At 65.1% G+C, this 18,780-nt stretch carries 14 protein-coding genes and 1 pseudogene; 7 read left to right on the top strand and 8 right to left on the bottom strand.

All coding sequences use genetic code 11. The features are described 5' to 3' along the window. Window positions 1-99: 99 nt before the first annotated feature. Entirely contained in the window at window positions 100-1,218 is a 1,119-nt protein-coding gene (hppD, locus tag IF803_RS36595) for a 4-hydroxyphenylpyruvate dioxygenase (protein WP_461195555.1), read from the bottom strand. Window positions 1,219-1,341: 123 nt separating this feature from the next. Here hppD and IF803_RS36590 point away from each other — a divergent pair, with 123 nt between their 5' ends. Beyond that, on the top strand, window positions 1,342-1,815 hold the full coding sequence (locus IF803_RS36590) for an Lrp/AsnC family transcriptional regulator (protein ID WP_461195554.1): 474 nt from the start codon (window positions 1,342-1,344) through the stop codon (window positions 1,813-1,815). An 81-nt stretch (window positions 1,816-1,896) separates the two neighbouring features. Next, a complete protein-coding gene (locus IF803_RS36585; protein ID WP_028344098.1) occupies window positions 1,897-2,208 on the top strand; it encodes a DUF1272 domain-containing protein in 312 nt (103 codons plus the stop codon). 253 nt (window positions 2,209-2,461) lie between these two features. Here IF803_RS36585 and fahA read toward each other — a convergent pair whose 3' ends face one another. The 5 genes and pseudogenes from fahA to IF803_RS36560 form a co-directional block, all read right to left on the bottom strand. Beyond that, complete coding sequence (gene fahA, locus IF803_RS36580) at window positions 2,462-3,733, bottom strand: fumarylacetoacetase (protein WP_461195553.1); 1,272 nt, start codon at window positions 3,731-3,733, stop codon at window positions 2,462-2,464. Between the two features lie 201 nt (window positions 3,734-3,934). Next, complete coding sequence (hmgA, locus tag IF803_RS36575; protein ID WP_461195552.1) at window positions 3,935-5,281, bottom strand: homogentisate 1,2-dioxygenase; 1,347 nt, start codon at window positions 5,279-5,281, stop codon at window positions 3,935-3,937. A gap of 2 nt (window positions 5,282-5,283) precedes the next feature. Continuing rightward, window positions 5,284-6,237 (bottom strand): MBL fold metallo-hydrolase, encoded by a 954-nt coding sequence (locus tag IF803_RS36570; RefSeq protein WP_016843247.1) that lies wholly within the window; start codon window positions 6,235-6,237, stop codon window positions 5,284-5,286. A 28-nt stretch (window positions 6,238-6,265) separates the two neighbouring features. Next, window positions 6,266-6,493 carry a DUF2783 domain-containing protein gene (locus IF803_RS36565; RefSeq protein ID WP_225643236.1) on the bottom strand — a complete coding sequence of 76 codons (228 nt, stop codon included), beginning with the start codon at window positions 6,491-6,493 and terminating at the stop codon, window positions 6,266-6,268. Window positions 6,494-6,502: 9 nt separating this feature from the next. Continuing rightward, a pseudogene (locus tag IF803_RS36560) lies at window positions 6,503-8,161 on the bottom strand (FAD-dependent oxidoreductase); the annotation flags it as partial. Between the two features lie 139 nt (window positions 8,162-8,300). Here IF803_RS36560 and IF803_RS36555 point away from each other — a divergent pair. Then, window positions 8,301-8,861: a MarR family winged helix-turn-helix transcriptional regulator gene (locus IF803_RS36555; protein ID WP_038385745.1), complete on the top strand. Its 561-nt coding sequence runs from the start codon at window positions 8,301-8,303 to the stop codon at window positions 8,859-8,861. A 536-nt stretch (window positions 8,862-9,397) separates the two neighbouring features. On the opposite strand, the gene IF803_RS36550 is transcribed toward IF803_RS36555, so the two are convergent. Then, window positions 9,398-10,345, bottom strand: coding sequence for an NAD(P)-dependent oxidoreductase (locus tag IF803_RS36550; RefSeq protein WP_461195564.1), 948 nt, complete (start codon window positions 10,343-10,345; stop codon window positions 9,398-9,400). 8 nt (window positions 10,346-10,353) lie between these two features. Continuing rightward, entirely contained in the window at window positions 10,354-11,160 is an 807-nt protein-coding gene (locus IF803_RS36545; RefSeq protein WP_461195551.1) for an N-acyl homoserine lactonase family protein, read from the bottom strand. A 388-nt stretch (window positions 11,161-11,548) separates the two neighbouring features. Between IF803_RS36545 and IF803_RS36540 the strand changes: the two genes are divergently transcribed. The 4 genes from IF803_RS36540 to IF803_RS36525 all read left to right on the top strand — a co-directional run bounded on the left by IF803_RS36540 (window position 11,549) and on the right by IF803_RS36525 (window position 18,230). Further along, complete coding sequence (locus IF803_RS36540; protein WP_461195550.1) at window positions 11,549-13,108, top strand: caspase family protein; 1,560 nt, start codon at window positions 11,549-11,551, stop codon at window positions 13,106-13,108. A gap of 142 nt (window positions 13,109-13,250) precedes the next feature. Continuing rightward, the gene (locus IF803_RS36535; protein WP_028343656.1) at window positions 13,251-13,901 is read left to right on the top strand and encodes an OmpA family protein; all 651 of its coding nucleotides are present in this window, start codon (window positions 13,251-13,253) and stop codon (window positions 13,899-13,901) included. Window positions 13,902-14,146: 245 nt separating this feature from the next. After that, window positions 14,147-15,064: an efflux RND transporter periplasmic adaptor subunit gene (locus IF803_RS36530; RefSeq protein ID WP_461195549.1), complete on the top strand. Its 918-nt coding sequence runs from the start codon at window positions 14,147-14,149 to the stop codon at window positions 15,062-15,064. A 13-nt stretch (window positions 15,065-15,077) separates the two neighbouring features. Next, the gene (locus IF803_RS36525) at window positions 15,078-18,230 is read left to right on the top strand and encodes an efflux RND transporter permease subunit (RefSeq protein WP_028343654.1); all 3,153 of its coding nucleotides are present in this window, start codon (window positions 15,078-15,080) and stop codon (window positions 18,228-18,230) included. Window positions 18,231-18,780: the final 550 nt, after the last annotated feature.

Below are 18,780 nucleotides of genomic sequence, written 5' to 3'. Positions count from 1 at the left end.
CCGCTATCCCTTCTACAACTAGACTCGGTGGTTATGGGTCCCGGCCTTCGCCGGGACGACGACTGAGAGTTTTGAGCGAACGCGCTCCCCTCCAAGGGCCTACGCCGCGTGATCGACCTTCAGCACGCCGCGGCGGATCTGGTCTTCCTCGATCGATTCGAACAGCGCCTTGAAGTTGCCTTCGCCGAAGCCGTCGTCGCCCTTGCGCTGGATGAACTCGAAGAAGATCGGCCCGATCGCGTTGGCCGAGAAGATCTGCAGCAGCACCTTGGTCTGATCGCCGTCGACCACGCCCTCGCCGTCGATCAGGATGCCGTTGGTCTTGAGCCGCGCGACGTCCTCGCCGTGCTTGGGCAGGCGGGCGTCGATCCGCTCGAAATAGGTGTCGGGCGGCGACGGCATGAACGGCAGGCCGTCGGCGCGCAACCTCTCGACCGTCGTGTGGATGTCGCGCGCGCCGCAGGCGATGTGCTGGATGCCCTCGCCGCGATAGACGTTGAGATATTCCTCGATCTGACCGGAATCGCCGGCGTCCTCATTGATCGGGATCCGGATCTTGCCGTCCGGGCTGGTCAGCGCGCGGGAGAACAGGCCGGACGCGCGGCCTTCGATGTCGAAAAAGCGGATCTGGCGGAAGTTGAACAGCTTGGCATAGAAGCCGGTCCAGACATCCATGCGGCCGCGATGGACATTGTGGGTGAGGTGATCGACGTAATACAGGCCCGAGCCCGCGGGGCGCGGGTTGGCCGCGCCGAGCCACTCGAACTCGGCATCATAGGCCGAACCCTTGGCGCCGTAGCGGTCGACGAAATAGAGCAGGCTGCCGCCGATGCCCTTGATCGCGGGCACATCGAGCGCCTTGGCTTTGGACGCGACATCCGCCGGCTCGGCGCCGAGCGCGATCGCGCGCTCATAGGCATGCTTCGCGTCGACCACGCGGAACGCCATCGACGGCGCGCAGGGGCCGTGCGCGGCGACGAAGTTGAAGCCGTGGCTGCCCAGCTCCTCATTGACGAGATAGTTGATGTCGCCCTGGCGATAGACCGTGATTGCCTTGGTCCGGTGGCGGGCGACCGCGACAAAGCCCATCAGCTTGAACAGCGCGTGCAGCTCCGCCGGATTCGGGTGGGCGTATTCGACGAATTCGAAGCCGTCGGTGCCCATCGGGTTCTCGGTGCTGATCTCGGCCGGCGGCGCATCGTGCGGAAACGGACCCATGGCGGCAACTCCCTGATTTGTCTGGAGATCAATTTCCGTCACTTGCTCCGCAATGTGCGTGCAAAATAGGTCCATTTTTGCTATTCTCGCGCACGATCTGTGCATGAAATGGACATTCTGCGCATGACTGAAGTCGACGCCTTCGACCTGAAAATGCTCGCCGCGCTGCAGGACGATGGCCGGCTGACCAACCAGCAGCTGGCCGACCTCGTCGGGCTGTCGGCATCGCAATGCTCGCGGCGGCGGATGCGGCTGGAGGAGGAGGTCATCGCCGGCTACCACGCCGAGCTCGCCGGCGAAGCGCTCGGCTTCGGCCTGATCGCCTTCATCCACATCACGCTGGCGACCCACTCGCCCGACAACGCCAAGCGGTTTCGCGAGCTGGTCAACCGCGTCGACGATATCCAGGAGGCCTACGCGCTGACCGGGGATGCCGACTACGTGCTCAAGGTGATGCTGCGCGACCTCAAGAGCCTGTCCGACATCGTCAACAACGTGCTGATGCCGCACCAGAGCGTGGCCCACGTGCGCTCGTCGATCGTGCTCGACCGCCTGAAGGAGAGCACCAGGCTGCCGCTGAAAGCGCTACAGGCGTGATGGCTCAAATCGAGGGAAATCCGCCATTCGCTTTTGCGGCTTGGCTTGCGATCATTCCAGCAACGGCAAGAGAGACGAACCATGGCGCTGCAGCTGCGACCGAACTGCGAATATTGCGACAAGGACCTGCCACCCAGCGCAACCGACGCGCGGATCTGCTCCTATGAATGCACGTTCTGTGCGGATTGCGCCGAGACCAAGCTCGGCAATGTCTGCCCGAACTGCGGCGGCGGCTTCGCGCCGCGGCCGATCCGCCCGGCCAAGCCGTGGCGGGCGGGTGTCTGCACCGTGAACCAGCCGCCGTCCGACAAGCGGGTGCATCTGAAATACAGCCTCGAGGACGTCGCGGCGAATACCGCGCGGCTGAAGGATGTCAGGCCCGAGGAGCGGTGAGACTCACTCGTCATTGCGAGCGAAGCGAAGCAATCCATTCTCTCCATGACGCGGATGGATGGATTGCTTCGTCGCTTCGCTCCTCGCAATGACGGCCCCGCTGTCGGGCTCCTTCCCCCTGAAAGGGGGAAGGTGGGATGGGGGTCAGCCGCGGGCGCCGGCGTTCGCGGAGAGAGCGGATCCCCACCCGGTTTGCTGCGCAACCGACCTCCCCTTTTTCAAGGGGAGGTGAAGCAGCGGAATACGCGGAGAGCTACTCCGCCGCGACGATGGTGCCTTCGACCTCGCCGAAGCCGACGCGATAGCCGTCGCCCTGGCACCAGCCGCGCATCACCAGTGAATCGCCATTTTCAAGGAACGAGCGCGTGACGCCGCTGGCGAGCTCGACCGGCTCGGTGCCGTTCCAGCTGATCTCCAGGAGACTGCCGCGCTGATGCTTTTCGGGGCCGGAGATCGTGCCGCTGCCTAAGAGATCGCCGACATTCATCGCGCAGCCGCTGGAAGCGTGGTGCACGAGCTGCTGCACCGACGACCAGTACATGTATTTGAAGTTGGTGCTGCAGATCGTCTTCGCCTCGTTCATCGCACCGGCGCGCAGCGCGACGTCGAGCTGCATGTCGTAATTGTTCGGCTGGGTCTGCTTCAGGTACGCCAGCGGCTCGGGCTGCTGCGCCGGACCTTGCATGCGGAACAGCTCCAGCGCCTCGCGCGTCACCACCCACGGGCTGATCGAGGTCGCGAACGCCTTGGCCTGGAACGGGCCGAGCGGCACGTATTCCCACTGCTGGATGTCGCGCGCGCTCCAGTCGTTGAGGATGACGAAGCCGAAGATCATCTCCTCGGCCTGCTTCTCCGTCAGCATCTCGCCCATCGGCGAGGCCTGGCCGACCACCACGCCCATCTCGAGTTCGAAGTCGAGCCGCTTGCAGGCGCCGAAGCTCGGCACCTCCGATGTCGGCGGCTTCAGCTGGCCGCGCGGACGCCGCACCTTGGTGCCTGACACGACGACAGTCGAGGCGCGGCCGTTATAGCCGATCGGCATATGCAGCCAGTTCGGCTGCAGCGCATTGTCCTTGCCGCGGAACATGACGCCGACATTGGTGGCGTGCTCCTTCGACGAATAGAAATCGGTGTAGCCCGAAACCACAAACGGCATGTACAGCCTGACGTCAGCCATCGGCACCAGCGCCCGCGCCCGCAATTCCCTGTTGTCGCGCAGCTCCGGATGATCCGAGCGCAGCAGCTCGCTGATCCGCGCCCGCGTCGCCGACCACACTTTCGGCCCGAGCGCCATGAAGGCGTTGAGAGACGGTTGCGAGAACACGCCGAGCGGCCCGACATCGAGCCGCGAGTCCTGCTCGAGCTCCCAGAGGTCGAGCACATAATCGCCGATCGCAACGCCGACGCGCGGCGCTAGGCCATCCTTCGACGAGAACACGCCGTAAGGCAGGTTCTGGATCGGGAAGTCGGAGGTGGGCGCGACGTCGATGAAGGAGCGGAGCTTTGGATCGTTGGGGTGGGTCATCGTTTTCTCGATGCAATAATGTGGTGCCACTTTAGCCACCCTCCCCTGGAGGGGGAGGGTCGGCTCGCATGGAGCGAAGCGAAATGCGAGACGGGGTGGGGTGATCCCTCCACTCGGGTACCGCCTCAAAGGAGAGACTGTCACCCCACCCCGCCGCTCATTTCATTCGCGTCGACCCTCCCCCTTCAGGGGAGGGTAAGATCACGGCTTGTTCGGGTCGAACTTCTTCTCCAAACCCTTCCAGCAATCCGAGTAATCGTCCTGCAGCGTCGACGACGTCGCGGCGTGCCGTGTCACCCGCTGCGGAAAGCGGGTCTCGAACATGAAGGCCATCGTGCCGGTCAGCTTCACCGGCTTCAGCTCGCTGTTGCTGGCGTGCTCGAAGGCTTCGCGGTCGGGGCCATGCGGCAGCATGCAATTGTGCAGGCTGATGCCGCCGGGCACAAAGCCCTGCGGCTTTGCGTCGTAGACGCCGTAGATCAGCCCCATGAACTCCGACATGATGTTCATGTGGTACCACGGCGGACGGAAGGTGTTGTCGGCCACCATCCAGCGCTCCGGGAAGATCACGAAGTCGATATTCGCGGTGCCCGCGGTCTCCGACGGCGAGGTCAGCACCGTGAAGATCGAGGGATCGGGATGATCGAAGGCGATCGCGCCGACGGGCGAGAAGGTGCGCAAATCGTATTTGTAGGGCGCGTAATTGCCGTGCCAGGCGACCACGTCGATCGGCGAGTGCGGCAGCGTGGTCTTGAACAGCGAGCCGCCCCATTTCACGTAGAGTTCGGTCGGCGTGTCCTTGTCCTCGTAGCTCGCCACCGGCGTCAGGAAGTCGCGCGAATTGGCGAGGCAGTTGGCGCCGATCGGGCCGCGCTCCGGCAGCGTGAACGCGCCGCCGTAATTCTCGCAGAGATAGCCGCGCGCCGGGCCGCCGGGAATTTCGACGCGGAATTTGACGCCGCGCGGGATCACGACGATCTCGCCCGGCTCGGCGTCGATGCGGCCGAACTCGGTGACGAGGCGCAGATTGCCCTGCTGCAGCACGAACATCATCTCGCCGTCGGCATTGTAGAAATGCTGATCGACCATCGATTTGGTGATGAGATAAATGTGCGCCGCCATGCCGGCCTGGGTGTTGGCATCGCCCGCCGTGGTCATGGTCTGCACGCCCTGCAGGAAGGTCATGTCCTCCTTCGGGATCGGCGCGGGGTCCCAGCGCAGCTGTGCGATCGGCATATCGTATTCGTGGCACGGCGCGGTGCGCCACAGCCCGCTATCTGCCTTGGCGAAGCGGCCGGAATGCCGCACCGACGGACGGATGCGATACAGCCAGGAGCGCTCGTTGGTGCCGCGCGGCGCCGTGAACGGCGAGCCGGACAGCTGCTCGGCATAGAGCCCGTAGGCGCAGCGCTGCGGCGAGTTGCGCCCCATCGGCAGCGCGCCGGGCAAGGCCTCGGTCTCGAAGCTGTTGCCGAAGCCGGACATGTAGCCCGGGGTGACCTGCCCTGAGCTGCGGACGATCTGGTCAGGCGAGGTATTGATGTTCATCACTATCCTCCTTGCAGGGCGGCCCACATTTCCTGGTCGCGCTTGTCGGTCCAGATCACGGGATCATCGATCCCGGACGCCTCGTCATAGGCGCGCGAAACGTTGAACGGCAGGCAATGCTCGTAGATTGCAAAGCTCGAGAACTTCGGATCCATCACCTCGCGCGTCGCCGCCATCGATTCCTTCAGGCTGCGGCCCTTGGCGACGGAGGATTCGGCGGCGCCGTAGAGCGTGGTGACGAAATCGCGGGTCATCGCGATCGCATCGCGGCCGGTGGCGAGGCCCTTCAGCGCGTCGCCGCGGCCTGGCGCGATCGCCTTCGGGTTGAAGGCGCGGATCTCGTTCAAGGTCGTCGGCCATTCGCGCAAATGCGCATCGCCGCAATAGCAGGCCGAGTGATATTCGATCAGATCGCCCGAGAACATCACCTCGGCATCCGGTACCCAGGCGACGATGTCGCCCGAGGTATGGCCGGCGCCGAGCTGCATCAGCCGCACCTCGCGCTTGCCGAGATAGATCGACATCTCGCCTTCGAAGGTCAGCGTCGGCCAGGTCAGGCCGGGAATGCTCGCCGCATCCTGGAACAGCCGCGGGAAGCGGCCATATTCGGAATCCCAGTCCTGCTGGCCGCGCTCCTCGATCAGGCGATAGGTTTCCTGCGAGGCGACGATGCCCTGCGCGTGATAGGCGGAGGCGCCGAGCACACGCACCGCGTGGTAGTGCGACAGCACGACATACTTGATCGGCTTGTCGGTGACGGTCTTGACCCGCTCGATCACCTTGTTCGCCATCGCCGGCGTCGCCTGCGCGTCGAACACCAGGCAGCCGTCGTCGCCGACGATCACGGCGGTGTTGGGATCGCCCTCGGCGGTGAAGGCATAGAGATCGGTGCCAATCTCGGAGAAGGTGACCTTCTTCTCCGCGAGATCCGTGGTCGATGCGAAACCTTTGGCCATCAGTTCAATCCTGTCCGTTTGCTCAGTGCTATTGTTGTTGCTGTTGTTGCTGCTGGCTGGCGTCCAGCATCCGCCGCTTCGCCAGCGCGATCGCCTCGCGCAGCACGTCGAGATCGCCGATATGGTTGGCGAGCACCAGAACCAGCGCGGCATCGAGATCGGCGCTCTGCGCCTCGGTGAGGCCGCGATGCGCCTCGACGATGGCGCGGAAAGCGTCATCGGGCTTTGCGAAGTTCGAACCGGTCGACAGCGCCATGACTGCTCCTCAGTTCAGGCCTGCTGCGCGTGCCAGCGCCGCATCGAGCGCGGGCCGCGCCGCGTTGCGGAAGCGTGCCGCGACATAACCGTCCGGCCGCAGCAGATAGGCGGTGCCGGGCTCGGCATCGTAGCGCTTGCCGGCAAGGCCCTGCGCGTCGACCAGCCCATCCTCGCCGCCGATCCGGATGCTGCCGACGCCGTCCGGCACATCGACCGCAGCGCCATTGCCAAACTCCAGCAGCGTGAAGCGCGTTCCCTGTCTGATGAAAACATCGGTCAAATAGGTGGAACCACCGCCCTGCTCCGTCACCGGCGCATCCGGCATCGAAGCACCCGGCCGCGGGCCGCCGCGCCAGTCGTCGCGATCGCCGCTCGACAGCGGCGTGTCGTAGACCGACGGCACCGAGAGCCGCCCGCCATTGACCATGCGCTTGCCGAACTCGGTGTCCTTGGCGAGCGACAGCACGGCCTGGCGTAGCCGCGCCTCCTGTTTCGTCACCGGCGCCATGAAGTCGGTCGAGCGGGTGGACTCGCGGATGTTCTCGTCCGCCGCCGCGCTGCGCTCGATGTGATAGCTCTCCAGCAAGCCTTCCGGCGACAGCCGGCGCAGCACGCGGTCGAGCTTCCACGCCAGATTCTCGGCGTCCTCGAGCCCGGAATTGGCGCCGCGCGCGCCGAACGGCGAGACCTGGTGGGCGGAATCACCGGCAAAGATCACCCGGCCGTGGATGAACTTGGCCATCCGGCGGCACTGGAACTTGTAGAGTGATATCCATTCGAACTCGAACTTGTCATGGCCGAGCATGCGCTCGATCCGCGGCCGGACATTCTCGGGCTGCTTCTCGGCCACCGGATCGGCATCCGGGTTGAGCTGCAGATCGATCCGCCAGATGTCGTCCGGCTGCTTGTGCAGCAGCGCCGAGCGCCCCGCATGGAACGGCGGATCGAACCAGAACCAGCGCTCGGTCGGGAACGCCGCCGTCATCTTGACGTCGGCGATCAGGAACTGGTCCTCGAACACCTGGCCTGCGAACTCCGCGCCGACCATCTGCCGCAGCGACGAGCGGGCGCCATCGCAGGCGACGACAAAGGCCGCGTGTACCTGGTAGGAGCCATCGGGAGTTGCGATGGTCAGCGCAACGCCGTCGTTGCGGCTCTCCAGCGCGATCACCTTGTTGCGCCAGCGCAGGTCGATTTCAGGCAGTTGCCCGACCCGGTCGACCAGATAGGCCTCGGCGTAGAACTGCTGCAGGTTGATGAAGGCGGGCCGCTTGTGGCCTTCCTCGGGAAGCAAATTGAACTGGTAGAGCTGCGAGGCGCCGTGGAAGATTTTGCCGACGCTCCACACCACGCCTTTCTCGACCATGCGGTCGCCGACGCCGAGGCGATCCCAGAACTCCAGCGAGCGCTTCGAGAAGCAGATCGCGCGCGAACCTTCGCCGATCCGGTCGGCATCGTCGAGCAGCACCACGCGCTGGCCGCGCTGCGCGAGATCGATCGCGAGCGACAATCCCACCGGCCCGGCGCCGACCACGACGACGGGATGCTCCGCGACGTTGGCGCCCGAGCGCTCCTGGTCGGGATGACGGCGATAGCCGAACTGGGTTTTGGCCTGTGCCGTGTTGGCGTGTGCCATTCCGTGACCCTGGATGTTTCCCTTGCGCCGCGGCCTCTGGCCGCGGTTCTGTGTGACCGGCTTGCGACCGGGACCTTGCGAGGCGGCCGCGACCTTGCTAAATTAGTCTCACTTGCAACTATCTTAAACCCCCAGTCGGGGCTGCCGTCAACTCAAATTGGAGGGATTTTTGGCACGGACCTCTGCAAGCCAGCCTCCAGCCCGCCCGCGCAGTGCCGTGGAAGCGGAGGTGCGCGACACGATCGCGCCGACAAAGAAGCGCCTCGATCTCTTCCATTTCATGCCGTTCCGCCTGAACCGGCTGGCGGCCGAGGTATCCTCGGCGCTGTCGAGCGAGTATCAGGCGCGCTACGGCCTCGACATTCCGGAGTGGCGCGTGCTCGCAACGCTCGGCTTCCGCAGCGATCCCTGCAGCGCGCAGTATATCGCGCACTGCACGCGCACCCATAAATCCACCATCAGCCGAGCGGTGTCGGCGCTGATGGAGCGCGAGATCGTCGAGCGCGTCGAGAACGCCGACGACCGCCGCGAATTCCGTCTGCGACTGACCAAAGCGGGCCAGGCGCTCTACGAGGAGCTGATCCCGCGCCTGCTGCGCAAGGAACAGGACATCCTGTCCTGCCTCTCCGCACAGGAACGCCGCGACCTCGGCCGCCTGCTCGGCAAGGTCGAGAGCAGCCTCGAACTGGTGCAGACCAGCGAAGAGGCCGACGCCAAGGACGCGTATTAAGCCCCACACTCCGCTGTCGTCCTGGCGAAAGCCAGGACCCATACGCCGCGGCCGGTGTTGTGAACGGGACTCCTCGTCGCAGCGAGCCCGACAAGCTAGATTTGTGGTTATGGGTCCTGGTCTTCGCCAGGACGACGCCGGGGGTTGGCTTCACCCCAACTCAACATGAGGCCGGGACGACGCGTCAGCTGCACGGGCGGATTAGCCGAAGGCGTAATCCGCCGATGAACCACGCGCCGACGGCGGATCACGCTGCGCCAATCCGCAGCAGCTCTACCAAACCCGTCATCCTGAGGTGCGAGCGGAGCGAGCCTCGAAGGATGCACGGCCACCATCCGGGCCGTCGACCCTTCGAGACGCGCGCAGGAGCGCGCTCCTCCAGCGACAAAGGCGAAGCCTTTGCGCGGGGGTGACGGTGATGGAATCTTGTGCGGCTCCCTCCACCGTCATTGCGAGCGAAGCGAAGCAATCCATGCATCCGAGCATGCGGGACGATGGATTGCTTCGTCGCTACGCTCCTCGCAATGACGGTGCCGTTACACCCTGTCGATATGCTTGGCGATGACAGGGAAATAATTGTCCTTCGATCCCTTGTCGATCGCCTCCTGGAGCACGGTGCCGATCAGCTCCGCACCGCGGATCTTGATGCCGGCGTCGGCGGCGAGCTCCAACGCGTAGGACAGATCCTTCAGCGCATATTCGGTCGAGAATGCGCGCTCGGGAAACACGCCGGGCACGATCGCCTTCATGCCATGGTTACGCAGCGCGAAGCTGTCGGCCGAGCCCTTCGACAGGGTCTCCAGCAGCAGCTTTGGATCGACGCCATTGTGCTTCGCTACCGCGATGGCCTCGGCCAGCGCGTTCACGGTCTCGAACAACACCATGTTGTTGAGGATCTTGGTCACCTGCCCCGCGCCGACGTCGCCGCAATTGGTGACGTCGGTCGCGAAGCAGCGGATCAAGGGCTCGATCGCGGCATAGAGCGCGGGCACCGCGCCGACCATCACGCTGAGCGTGCCGTCCTGCGCCGCCTGCCGCGTGCGCGCGATCGGCGCGTCGACCCACGCCGCGCCCTTGGCCTGCAACTGCGCCGCGAAATCGCGGGTCTGGCTGACTGAAGACGTGCCGAGATCGACCACGATCTGGCCGCTTCTCGTGTTCTTCAAGATGCCGTCGCCTTCGAACACCGCGCGCACGTGCCTGGCGCTCGGCAAGCAGAGGAACAGCACATCGCTCTGCTTGATGACGTCGGCGACCGACGCCGCAACTTCGGCACCGTCGGCGCGCAACCGCTGCAGCGGTTCGGCCGAGAGGTCGAACACGACAACGCGCTTGCCGCTCCTCTTGACGAGGTTGCGGCAAATCGGCTCACCCATCACGCCGAGGCCGATGAACCCGAGAGTCTTGGTGTCAGTCGTCTTGGTGTCAGTCATATCGCTTCTTTTTGACGTTTCTTGACGTGTTGCAGACGTGCCTCGCCCAATCGGCGAGGCTATTTCGCGAACGATCGCGACGGCGCCAGATGCAGGGCGAACGCATCGACCTTGTCGCTGGCCCGCGGATAGATCTCGCTGACGATCGGATCGTGACCGGGAATGAAGCGATCGGGATGACCGGCCAGTCGCTCGACGGTCTCCCAGCCTTGCGCCATGTCGCCGACATTGTAGACGATCGGGAACGGGCTGCGCTTGTGCAGGTTCGCGTAATAATGCGCGGCATCGGACGCCAGCACGACCGGGCCGCGCGCGGTCTCGATGCGCACCACCTGCAGGCCGTCGGAATGGCCGCCGACGCGATGAACGGTGACGCCGGGTGCGATCTCGCCGTCGCCGGAATGGAAGGTGACGCGCTCGCCATAGACGTGGCGTACCATCTGCGTGACGTGTTCGATGGAGAACGGATGGCGCAGCATGCCGTTGCACATGCAGCGGCCGGTCGCGTAGCTCATCTCGCGTTCCTGCAGATGGAATTTGGCGTTCGGGAAGCGATCCAGATTGCCGGCATGGTCGTAGTGCAGATGGGTGACGATGACGTCCTCGATGCTGTCGGCGCTGACGCCGAAGCCGGCCAGCGCATCGACCGGGTTGAGCGTCAGCTTGCGGGCGCGCGCCTTGGCCTCCTCGGCGTTGAAGCCGGTGTCGACCAGGATGTCGCGGCCATGGCCGCGGATCAGCCAGACGAAATAATCCAGGTCTTGCGCGGTGGTATCGTGCGGATCGGGCACCAGGAAGTTGAGGTGGGGCGTGCGCGGCGACATCGTCGCATAGCGCAGGGCGTAGATCTCGTAGGCGTTTCCCATCGGTTTCGCTCTTGTTTGCAGGGCTTGTTCTGATTGGCTTGTTTTGAATGGCTTGCCGTCCTGAACACAAAGCCATCGCCTCGCGCAAAGGTCAAACCGCGCGGCGTGCGACGAGCGCATGACAGGGTGGCGACAGCCGTTGTGAGCGCAAGCACATTATCGGCCCGCAGGAACCTGCACCATGCCGTGACGGCGATGGCCGCCACGACCGTGTGCTGTTGCACTGCGGTCTCACCAGTATCACCGCGATTAGCGGTGCTGCCGCAAGCCGTTGACGGGGGTTTGGCCGTGGTTTGATAATGGATTTTCGCTAGAGTAAGGTCCCCGAGGCGCAGGCTGGAAGCGGCGCCGTTTCATTGGAATGCCGCGATCTGGATTTGCTGCGATTATGAAAATCCGCCTTGCCTTGCTCGCCACGCTGATTTTTTCAATCGCGGCGCCCACTTTGTCCTTCGCCGCCGGCGACCGTTTTGCGCTGGTCATCGGCAACGCCAAATATCCCGACGCCGACGCACCGCTGAAGGAGCCGGTCAACGACGCACGTGACGTCGCCGACGAGCTCAAGCGCGACGGCTTCACCGTCGAGGTCGGGGAGAACCTGACCGGCGACGGCATGCGCCGCGCCTTCGACCGCCTCTACGGCAAGATCAGGCCGGGCTCGGTCGCCCTGATCTTCTTCTCCGGTTACGGCATCCAGTCGAACCGGCAGAGCTACATGATCCCGATCGATGCGCAGATCTGGGCCGAGGCCGACGTTCGCCGCGACGGCTTCAGCCTCGAGACCGTACTCGGGGAAATCAACAGCCGCGGCGCCGGGGTGAAGATCGCCCTGATCGACGCCTCGCGGCGCAACCCGTTCGAGCGGCGCTTTCGCAGCTTTTCGGCAGGGCTCGCCCCGGTGATCGCGCCGAACGGCACATTGGTGATGTATTCGGCCGCGCTGTCGTCCGTCGTCTCCGACAATGGCAGCGACCGCAGCCTGTTCGTGCGGGAACTCCTGAAGGAGATCCGCACCCCCGACCTGATGGCCGAGGAAACGCTGAACCGCACCCGCGTCGGCGTCACCCGGGCCTCGCGGCAGGAACAGGTGCCGTGGATCTCGTCGTCACTGGCCGAGGATTTCTCGTTCATCCCGGCCGACACGGCCGGGCCATCGAACGCCGCGCCGGCACCCGCCGCGCCGCCGTCACCCGAGGTGGCAACGGCGCCGCCGGTCGCGCCTCCGCCGACACCGCCCGCAGCAACGCCGACACCGCCCGCGGCAACCCCGACGCCACCGGCGGCAACAGCGCCGACACCATCACCGGCGCCGCCAAAGCCTCCGGTTGCGGCAGCGCCGACCGCACCGCCACCCCAGCCAAAGGCGCCCGAGATCGCCCTGCCGCCGCCCGCCGCTCCCCCGCCGGTGGTGATCCAGCCCACGCCGGCGCCGAGCAATTCGCCCGTGCTCGCCGATGACCCGACGATCAAGAGCCTGAGCGAAAAGCTCGACAAGAATCCCGACGACGCAGCGGCGCTGTATCGCCGTGGCCAGGTCTATGCCAGCAAGGGGGCCTACGACCTTGCGGTGAAGGACTTCACCAATTCGCTGCGGCTGAACCCGAAGGATGTCGAGGCCTATAACAACCGCTGCTGGGTCCGCACCGTGATCGGCGACCTGCAGGCGGCGCTGAAGGACTGCAACGAGGCGCTGCGGCTGCGTCCGAACTTCGTCGATGCGCTCGACAGCCGCGGGCTGATGAACCTGAAGGGCGGGCAGAACAAGAACGCAATCGCCGATTTCGACGCCGCGCTGAAGATCAACCCGCGGCTGACCTCGTCGCTGTACGGGCGCGGCCTCGCCAAGCAGCGCAACGGCGCGGTGGCGGAGGGCGATCTCGACATCGCCAACGCCAAGGCGATGGACCCGAACATCGTCAAGGAATTCGCCGACTACGGCGTGCAGTGACAGACCGACGAAGACCTGCCCGCGAGCTCGAACCGCGGACGGAATTGCGCGACTAATCAGAGGGTGCGTGCCGGGCAGCAACGCCGGCGATCAATCTGAATAATTGCCTGGAACCGCGCCAGCTTGCGCAAGAGGGACCGAAATGTTCAAGCCGTCGGCAAAGGCCGCGATCGTTTCAATCATGACCGTTGGCGCCGCGCTGTCGTTCGGCATGGCCGTCGCCCATGCCGGCGACGTCACCGAAGATCAGATCATCAAGGCGCTGACGCCCGACAAGAAGCCGCTGACCCGCGGCCTTTCGGCCGGCCCGCAGACCACCTCGCCGGAGCTGAATGCCGACCAGGCCAAATTCGTGCAGAGCGTTCGCGGCCGCGCCACCCGCTCGCTGTCCTCGGCGGAACGCGAGGAAATCGCGACCATCGTCCAGGACAAGCCCAAGATCGATCTCGAGATCAACTTCGACTACAACTCCGCCGACATCAGCGCGAAGTCGCTGCCGTCGGTGCAGGCGCTCGGCCGCGCCTTGACCAATCAGGACCTGAAGGGCTCGACCTTCGTGGTCGCCGGCCACACCGACGCCGCGGGCGGCGAGGACTACAATCAGGGTCTCTCGGAGCGCCGCGCCGACGCCATCAAGCGCTATCTCGTCGACAAATACGGCATCAACGGCACCGATCTCGTCACCGTCGGCTATGGCAAGAGCAAGCTGAAGGACCCGAGCCACCCGATGGCGGAGGTGAACCGGCGCGTGCAGGTCGTGAACGTGGAAAACAAGGCCACCGCCGCCAAGTGATGGGCGTGGCGGACTGTGTTTTTGAGGTTACAATGCGCCCCGCACCCCGGCGGGGCGCATTTGCTTTTGGGCCAATGCCGTTGGGCCGAGACCCAAACGGCCCACAGGTGACCCGCCTCACATGACGTCAGGGCATGATCCGGAACAATGGCACCGGCCTTCCGAATGCCCAAGCAGTACGATAGCGAGCGTGATGAGACTTCGACCAACACCCATGATGCGCCAGGCTCTGGATTGATCAGGCGATGAATTTTTCCCAATACCTCAAGCCTGCGCTCGGCACGGTGGTTTTCCTCGCCCTCGCGATCGCCTATTACGCGTTCGAGCATCGCTCCCATCCCGAGGAGAAGGAGACGCCGGGCCAGGCGCTGGTCGTGGTGACGAAGTCGACCAATGCCTGCTTCTCCGACATGGTCCGCGTCACCGGCTTCATCGTGCCGCGCCGCGAGGCGCAGGTGAATGTCGACCAGGACGGCTCCAAGGTCATCGACGTGCTGGTCCGCGAGGGCGACACGGTCACCGAGAACCAGGAACTGGCGCGGCTGACCCCGCCGCCGCAGCAGGCCGCACAGGCCAATGCCAAGCCGCTTGTGCTGCGGGCGACGGCGGCCGGCCTCGTCACCGAAGTGCGCTCCGCGCCCGGCGCGCCGGCCTCGCCGCAGGGTCCGCCGATGTTCAAGATCTCCATCAACAACGAGATCGAGCTCGACGCCGAAGTGCCGGGCTTCCAGCTCCTGAAGCTCAATCCCGGCGCCAATGTGCGGATCAGCCGCGACGATGCGCCCGACATGGTCGGCAAGGTCCGCCAGATCTCGCCGCAGATCGACCGCACCACCCAGCTCGGGCACGTCCGCATCACCATCAACAACAATCCGACACTGAAGGTCGGCATGTTCGCGCGCGCCAATATCGACGCCAAGCGCTCCTGCGGCGTCGCGGTGCCGCGCACCGCGATCGACCGCCTGACCCTGCAGGTCGTGAAGGGCAACACGGTCGAGACCCGCAGGGTGCGCGTCGGGCTCACCTCCGACACTTCGACCGAAATCCTTGAAGGCCTCGACGTCGGCGAAATCGTCGTGGCCGACGCTGGCACCTCGCTGCATGACGGCGACCAGATCAAGACCATGTTCGCCGACGAACTCGATCGCACGCGATCACGGTAATTCGGGCACGCTAATGGCTTTGAACATCTCGGCATGGTCGATCCGGAACCCGCTTCCCTCGATCGTCTTCTCGATCATCCTGCTCGTGCTGGGCTGGGTCTCGTTTACCAAGCTCGCGGTGACGCGGCTGCCGAGCGCCGACATTCCGGTGATCTCGGTTGCGGTCTCGCAATTCGGCGCCGCGCCGTCGGAACTTGAATCGCAAGTCACCAAGACCATCGAAGACGGCGTCTCCGGCGTCGAGGGCGTGCGCCACATCTCGTCCTCGATCACCGACGGCCTGTCGGTGACCACGATCCAGTTCGCGCTGGAGACCAACACCGATCGCGCGCTCAACGACGTCAAGGACGCGGTGACGCGCGTGCGCGCCAATCTGCCGCAGAACGTCACCGAGCCCCTGATCCAGCGCGTCGACGTGATCGGCCTGCCGATCGTGACCTATGCTGCGATCTCGCCCGGCAAGACGCCGGAGCAGCTGTCCTATTTCGTCGACGACGTGGTCAAGCGCGCCCTGCAGGGCGTGCGCGGCGTCGCCCAGGTCGAGCGCATCGGCGGTGTCGAGCGCGAGATCCTGGTCTCGCTCGATCCTGACAAGCTGCAGGCGGTGGGACTGACCGCGGTCAATGTCAGCCAGATCCTGCGCGGCACCAATGTCGACGTCGCCGGCGGCCGCGCCGAGATCGGCAAGAACGACCAGGCGATCCGCACGCTCGCCGGCGCCAAGACGCTGAACGAGCTCGCCGGCACCATGATCCCGCTGTTCGGCGGTGGCGAGATCCGGCTCGACGATCTCGGCACCGTCACCGACACCATCGCCGACCGCCGCACCTTCGCCCGCTTCAACGGCGAGCCGGTGGTCGCGCTCGGCATCAAGCGCTCCAAGGGCGCCAGCGACGTCGTCGTCGCGGCCGCTGTGCAGAAGCGGATCGACGCGCTGAAGGTGGCCTATCCCGACGTCGACCTGAAGCTGATCGACACCTCTGTCGAGTTCACCAAGGGCAATTACGAGGCCGCGATCTCGACCTTGTTCGAGGGCGCGATCCTTGCCGTGATCATCGTGCTGCTGTTCCTGCGCGACATGCGCGCCACGATCATCGCGGCGGTCTCGCTGCCGCTGTCGATCTTCCCGGCATTCTGGGCGATGGACCTGCTCGGCTTCTCGCTCAACCTCGTCTCCTTCCTCGCCATCACGCTTTCGACCGGCATCCTGGTCGATGATGCCATCGTCGAGATCGAGAACATCGTCCGCCACATGCGGATGGGCAAGACGCCCTATCGTGCCGCCCTCGAAGCCGCCGACGAGATCGGCCTTGCGGTGATCGCGATCTCGCTCACCATCATCGCGATCTTCGCGCCGGCAAGCTTCATGTCAGGGATCGCCGGGCAGTTCTTCAAGCAGTTCGGCATCACCGTGTCGGTGCAGGTGTTCTTCTCGCTGCTCGCTGCGCGCTTCGTGACGCCGATGCTGGCCGCCTATTTCCTCAAGCATCATGACCACGACGATCCGCCGCCCGGCCCGATCCTGCGCGGCTATCACAGCCTCGTCACCTGGTCGGTAAAGCATTACTTCGTCACCGTGCTGATCGGTTTTGCGATCTTCGCCGCGTCGATCTGGAGCATCACGCTGCTGCCGCAGGGCTTCCTGCCGGCGCAGGACACCGCGCGCTCGCTGCTCGCGATGGAGCTGCCGCCCGGCTCGCAGCTCGCCTACACCGAGAAGGTCACCGAGGAGATCGTGGCGCGGCTGCGCAAGCGGCCCGAGGTACGAAGCGTGTTCGTCGACGGCGGCCGGGTGCCGCCGGGCCTCCAGGAGGTGCGTCGCGCCGCGCTGATCATCAACTACACGCCGAAGGCCGACCGCAAGATCACCCAGCGAGAGCTCGAACTGTCGATCGGCAAGGAGCTCGATAACGTTCCTGACATCAGGTTCTGGTTCCTCGACGAGAACGGCCTGCGCGCGATCTCGCTGGTCGTCACCGGCACCGACAGCAACATCGTCAACAACGTCGCCAGTGAACTCGCGACGCAGATGAAGCGGATTCCGATCATCGCCAACGTGATCTCGGAGACCGCGCTCGACCGGCCCGAGCTGCGCATCCGCCCGCGTGCCGAGCTCGCGGCCCGGCTCGGCGTCTCGACCGAAAGCCTGTCGCAGACCATCCGCGTCGCCACCATCGGCGACGTCGGTCCGGCGCTGGCGAAGTTCGACGCCGGCGACCGCCAGGTGCCGATCCGGGTCCAGCTCGAGGACAATGCGCGCAGCGACCTGCAGATGCTGGAGCAGCTGCGGGTGCCGCTCGGCCAGCGCGGCGAGCGCGGCGGCGTGCCGCTCTCTGTCGTCGCCGACATCCAGCTCGACCAGGGCCCGACCAGCATCAACCGCTACGACCGCGAGCGGCAGGCCACCGTCGCCGCCGATCTCGTCGGCAACGCCGCGCTCGGCGACGCCACCAAGCTGATCTACGACCTGCCGGTCATGAAAAGCCTGCCGAAGGGCGTGAAGGTCAGCCCGTCCGGCGACGCCGAGAGCCTCGCCGAACTGTCCGACGGCTTCGCCACCGCGATCACCGCCGGCCTGATGATGGTCTATGCCGTGCTGGTGCTGCTGTTCGGCACCTTCCTGCAGCCGATCACCATCCTGTTCTCGCTGCCGCTCTCGATCGGCGGCGCGATCGGCGCGCTGCTGTTGACCGGCAAGCAGCTCACCACGCCGGTGTGGATCGGCATCCTGATGCTGATGGGCATCGTCACCAAGAACGCCATCATGCTGGTGGAGTTCGCGGTGGAGGCGATCCGCGACGGCAAGGCGCGCGAGGAAGCCATGATCGACGCCGGCATGAAGCGCGCCCGCCCGATCGTGATGACCACGATCGCGATGGCCGCCGGCATGATGCCCTCAGCGCTGGCGTTCGGCGCCGGCGGCGAATTCCGCTCGCCGATGGCGCTCGCGGTGATCGGCGGCCTGATCTTCTCGACCGCGCTGTCGTTGGTGTTCGTGCCGGCGATGTTCATGGTGATGGACGATATCGGCAGCCTGATCTGGCGCTTCGGCAAGCGGTTCGTGGTCTCGCATGCCGACCACGAGCTGACCCCGAACGAGAAGCAGGCTGACGAGACCAAGCGGCCGCCCGGTCCACCGAACATGATCTCGCCCGCCGCGGAATGAGCTGAGGCACGCCAGCGGTGCCGCCAAAGCATGGTGAAGCCGGGTTTGGGCAGCAGTCGCGAAGGCCGCCGTCGCAGGGTGCACTGCCAAAATATCGAAAACAACCCCATGCAAAGTAGCCGGCGACGGCCGGCGTTCGACACGGCAACTTGACTCGTCGGGCAAATCAGCGGTATTCTTCCATTATACAGAAATCGTATGACCGCGGCGTCGCTTCTCTGCGGCCAACCGTAGCGACGCCGCCGTTGAGTCCGCGGCCCCTCCACTACGTCGTCCCTGCGAAAGCAGGGACCCATAGCCACAACTGCCAATTGTTGGGCGATGCTGGAACGACGAGTCCCTGCAACAAGGTCCGCCGCGGCGTATGGGTCCCTGCTTTCGCAGGGACGACGATGAGGATGCTTCCCGATTCAGGTCGTCACGCCACGCGGTGTCATCACCCGGGCATGCGATTCAATCCGGTTTCATCACGTTCTAAAGCGTGATGGCATTAAGTTCGATAGCCTGAATTTTTGAGGTAGTTGGCACATTCCTCGGAGGTGAAGGCGTC

The sequence above is a fragment of the Bradyrhizobium sp. UFLA06-06 genome (genome assembly GCF_054820065.1).
The sequence above is the reverse complement of the archived record's forward strand: the minus strand, read 5'-3'. Positions and strand labels throughout refer to the sequence as shown.

Bases quoted from the DNA above. Each gene is read 5' to 3' on its own strand.
- hppD (WP_461195555.1), bottom strand. From the start codon at position 1,218: ATGGGTCCGTTTCCGCACGATGCGCCGCCGGCCGAGATCAGCACCGAG.
- IF803_RS36590 (WP_461195554.1), top strand. From the start codon at position 1,342: ATGACTGAAGTCGACGCCTTCGACCTGAAAATGCTCGCCGCGCTGCAG.
- IF803_RS36585 (WP_028344098.1), top strand. From the start codon at position 1,897: ATGGCGCTGCAGCTGCGACCGAACTGCGAATATTGCGACAAGGACCTG.
- fahA (WP_461195553.1), bottom strand. From the start codon at position 3,733: ATGACCCACCCCAACGATCCAAAGCTCCGCTCCTTCATCGACGTCGCG.
- hmgA (WP_461195552.1), bottom strand. From the start codon at position 5,281: ATGAACATCAATACCTCGCCTGACCAGATCGTCCGCAGCTCAGGGCAG.
- IF803_RS36570 (WP_016843247.1), bottom strand. From the start codon at position 6,237: ATGGCCAAAGGTTTCGCATCGACCACGGATCTCGCGGAGAAGAAGGTC.
- IF803_RS36565 (WP_225643236.1), bottom strand. From the start codon at position 6,493: ATGGCGCTGTCGACCGGTTCGAACTTCGCAAAGCCCGATGACGCTTTC.
- IF803_RS36545 (WP_461195551.1), bottom strand. From the start codon at position 11,160: ATGGGAAACGCCTACGAGATCTACGCCCTGCGCTATGCGACGATGTCG.
- IF803_RS36540 (WP_461195550.1), top strand. From the start codon at position 11,549: ATGAAAATCCGCCTTGCCTTGCTCGCCACGCTGATTTTTTCAATCGCG.
- IF803_RS36535 (WP_028343656.1), top strand. From the start codon at position 13,251: ATGTTCAAGCCGTCGGCAAAGGCCGCGATCGTTTCAATCATGACCGTT.
- IF803_RS36530 (WP_461195549.1), top strand. From the start codon at position 14,147: ATGAATTTTTCCCAATACCTCAAGCCTGCGCTCGGCACGGTGGTTTTC.
- IF803_RS36525 (WP_028343654.1), top strand. From the start codon at position 15,078: ATGGCTTTGAACATCTCGGCATGGTCGATCCGGAACCCGCTTCCCTCG.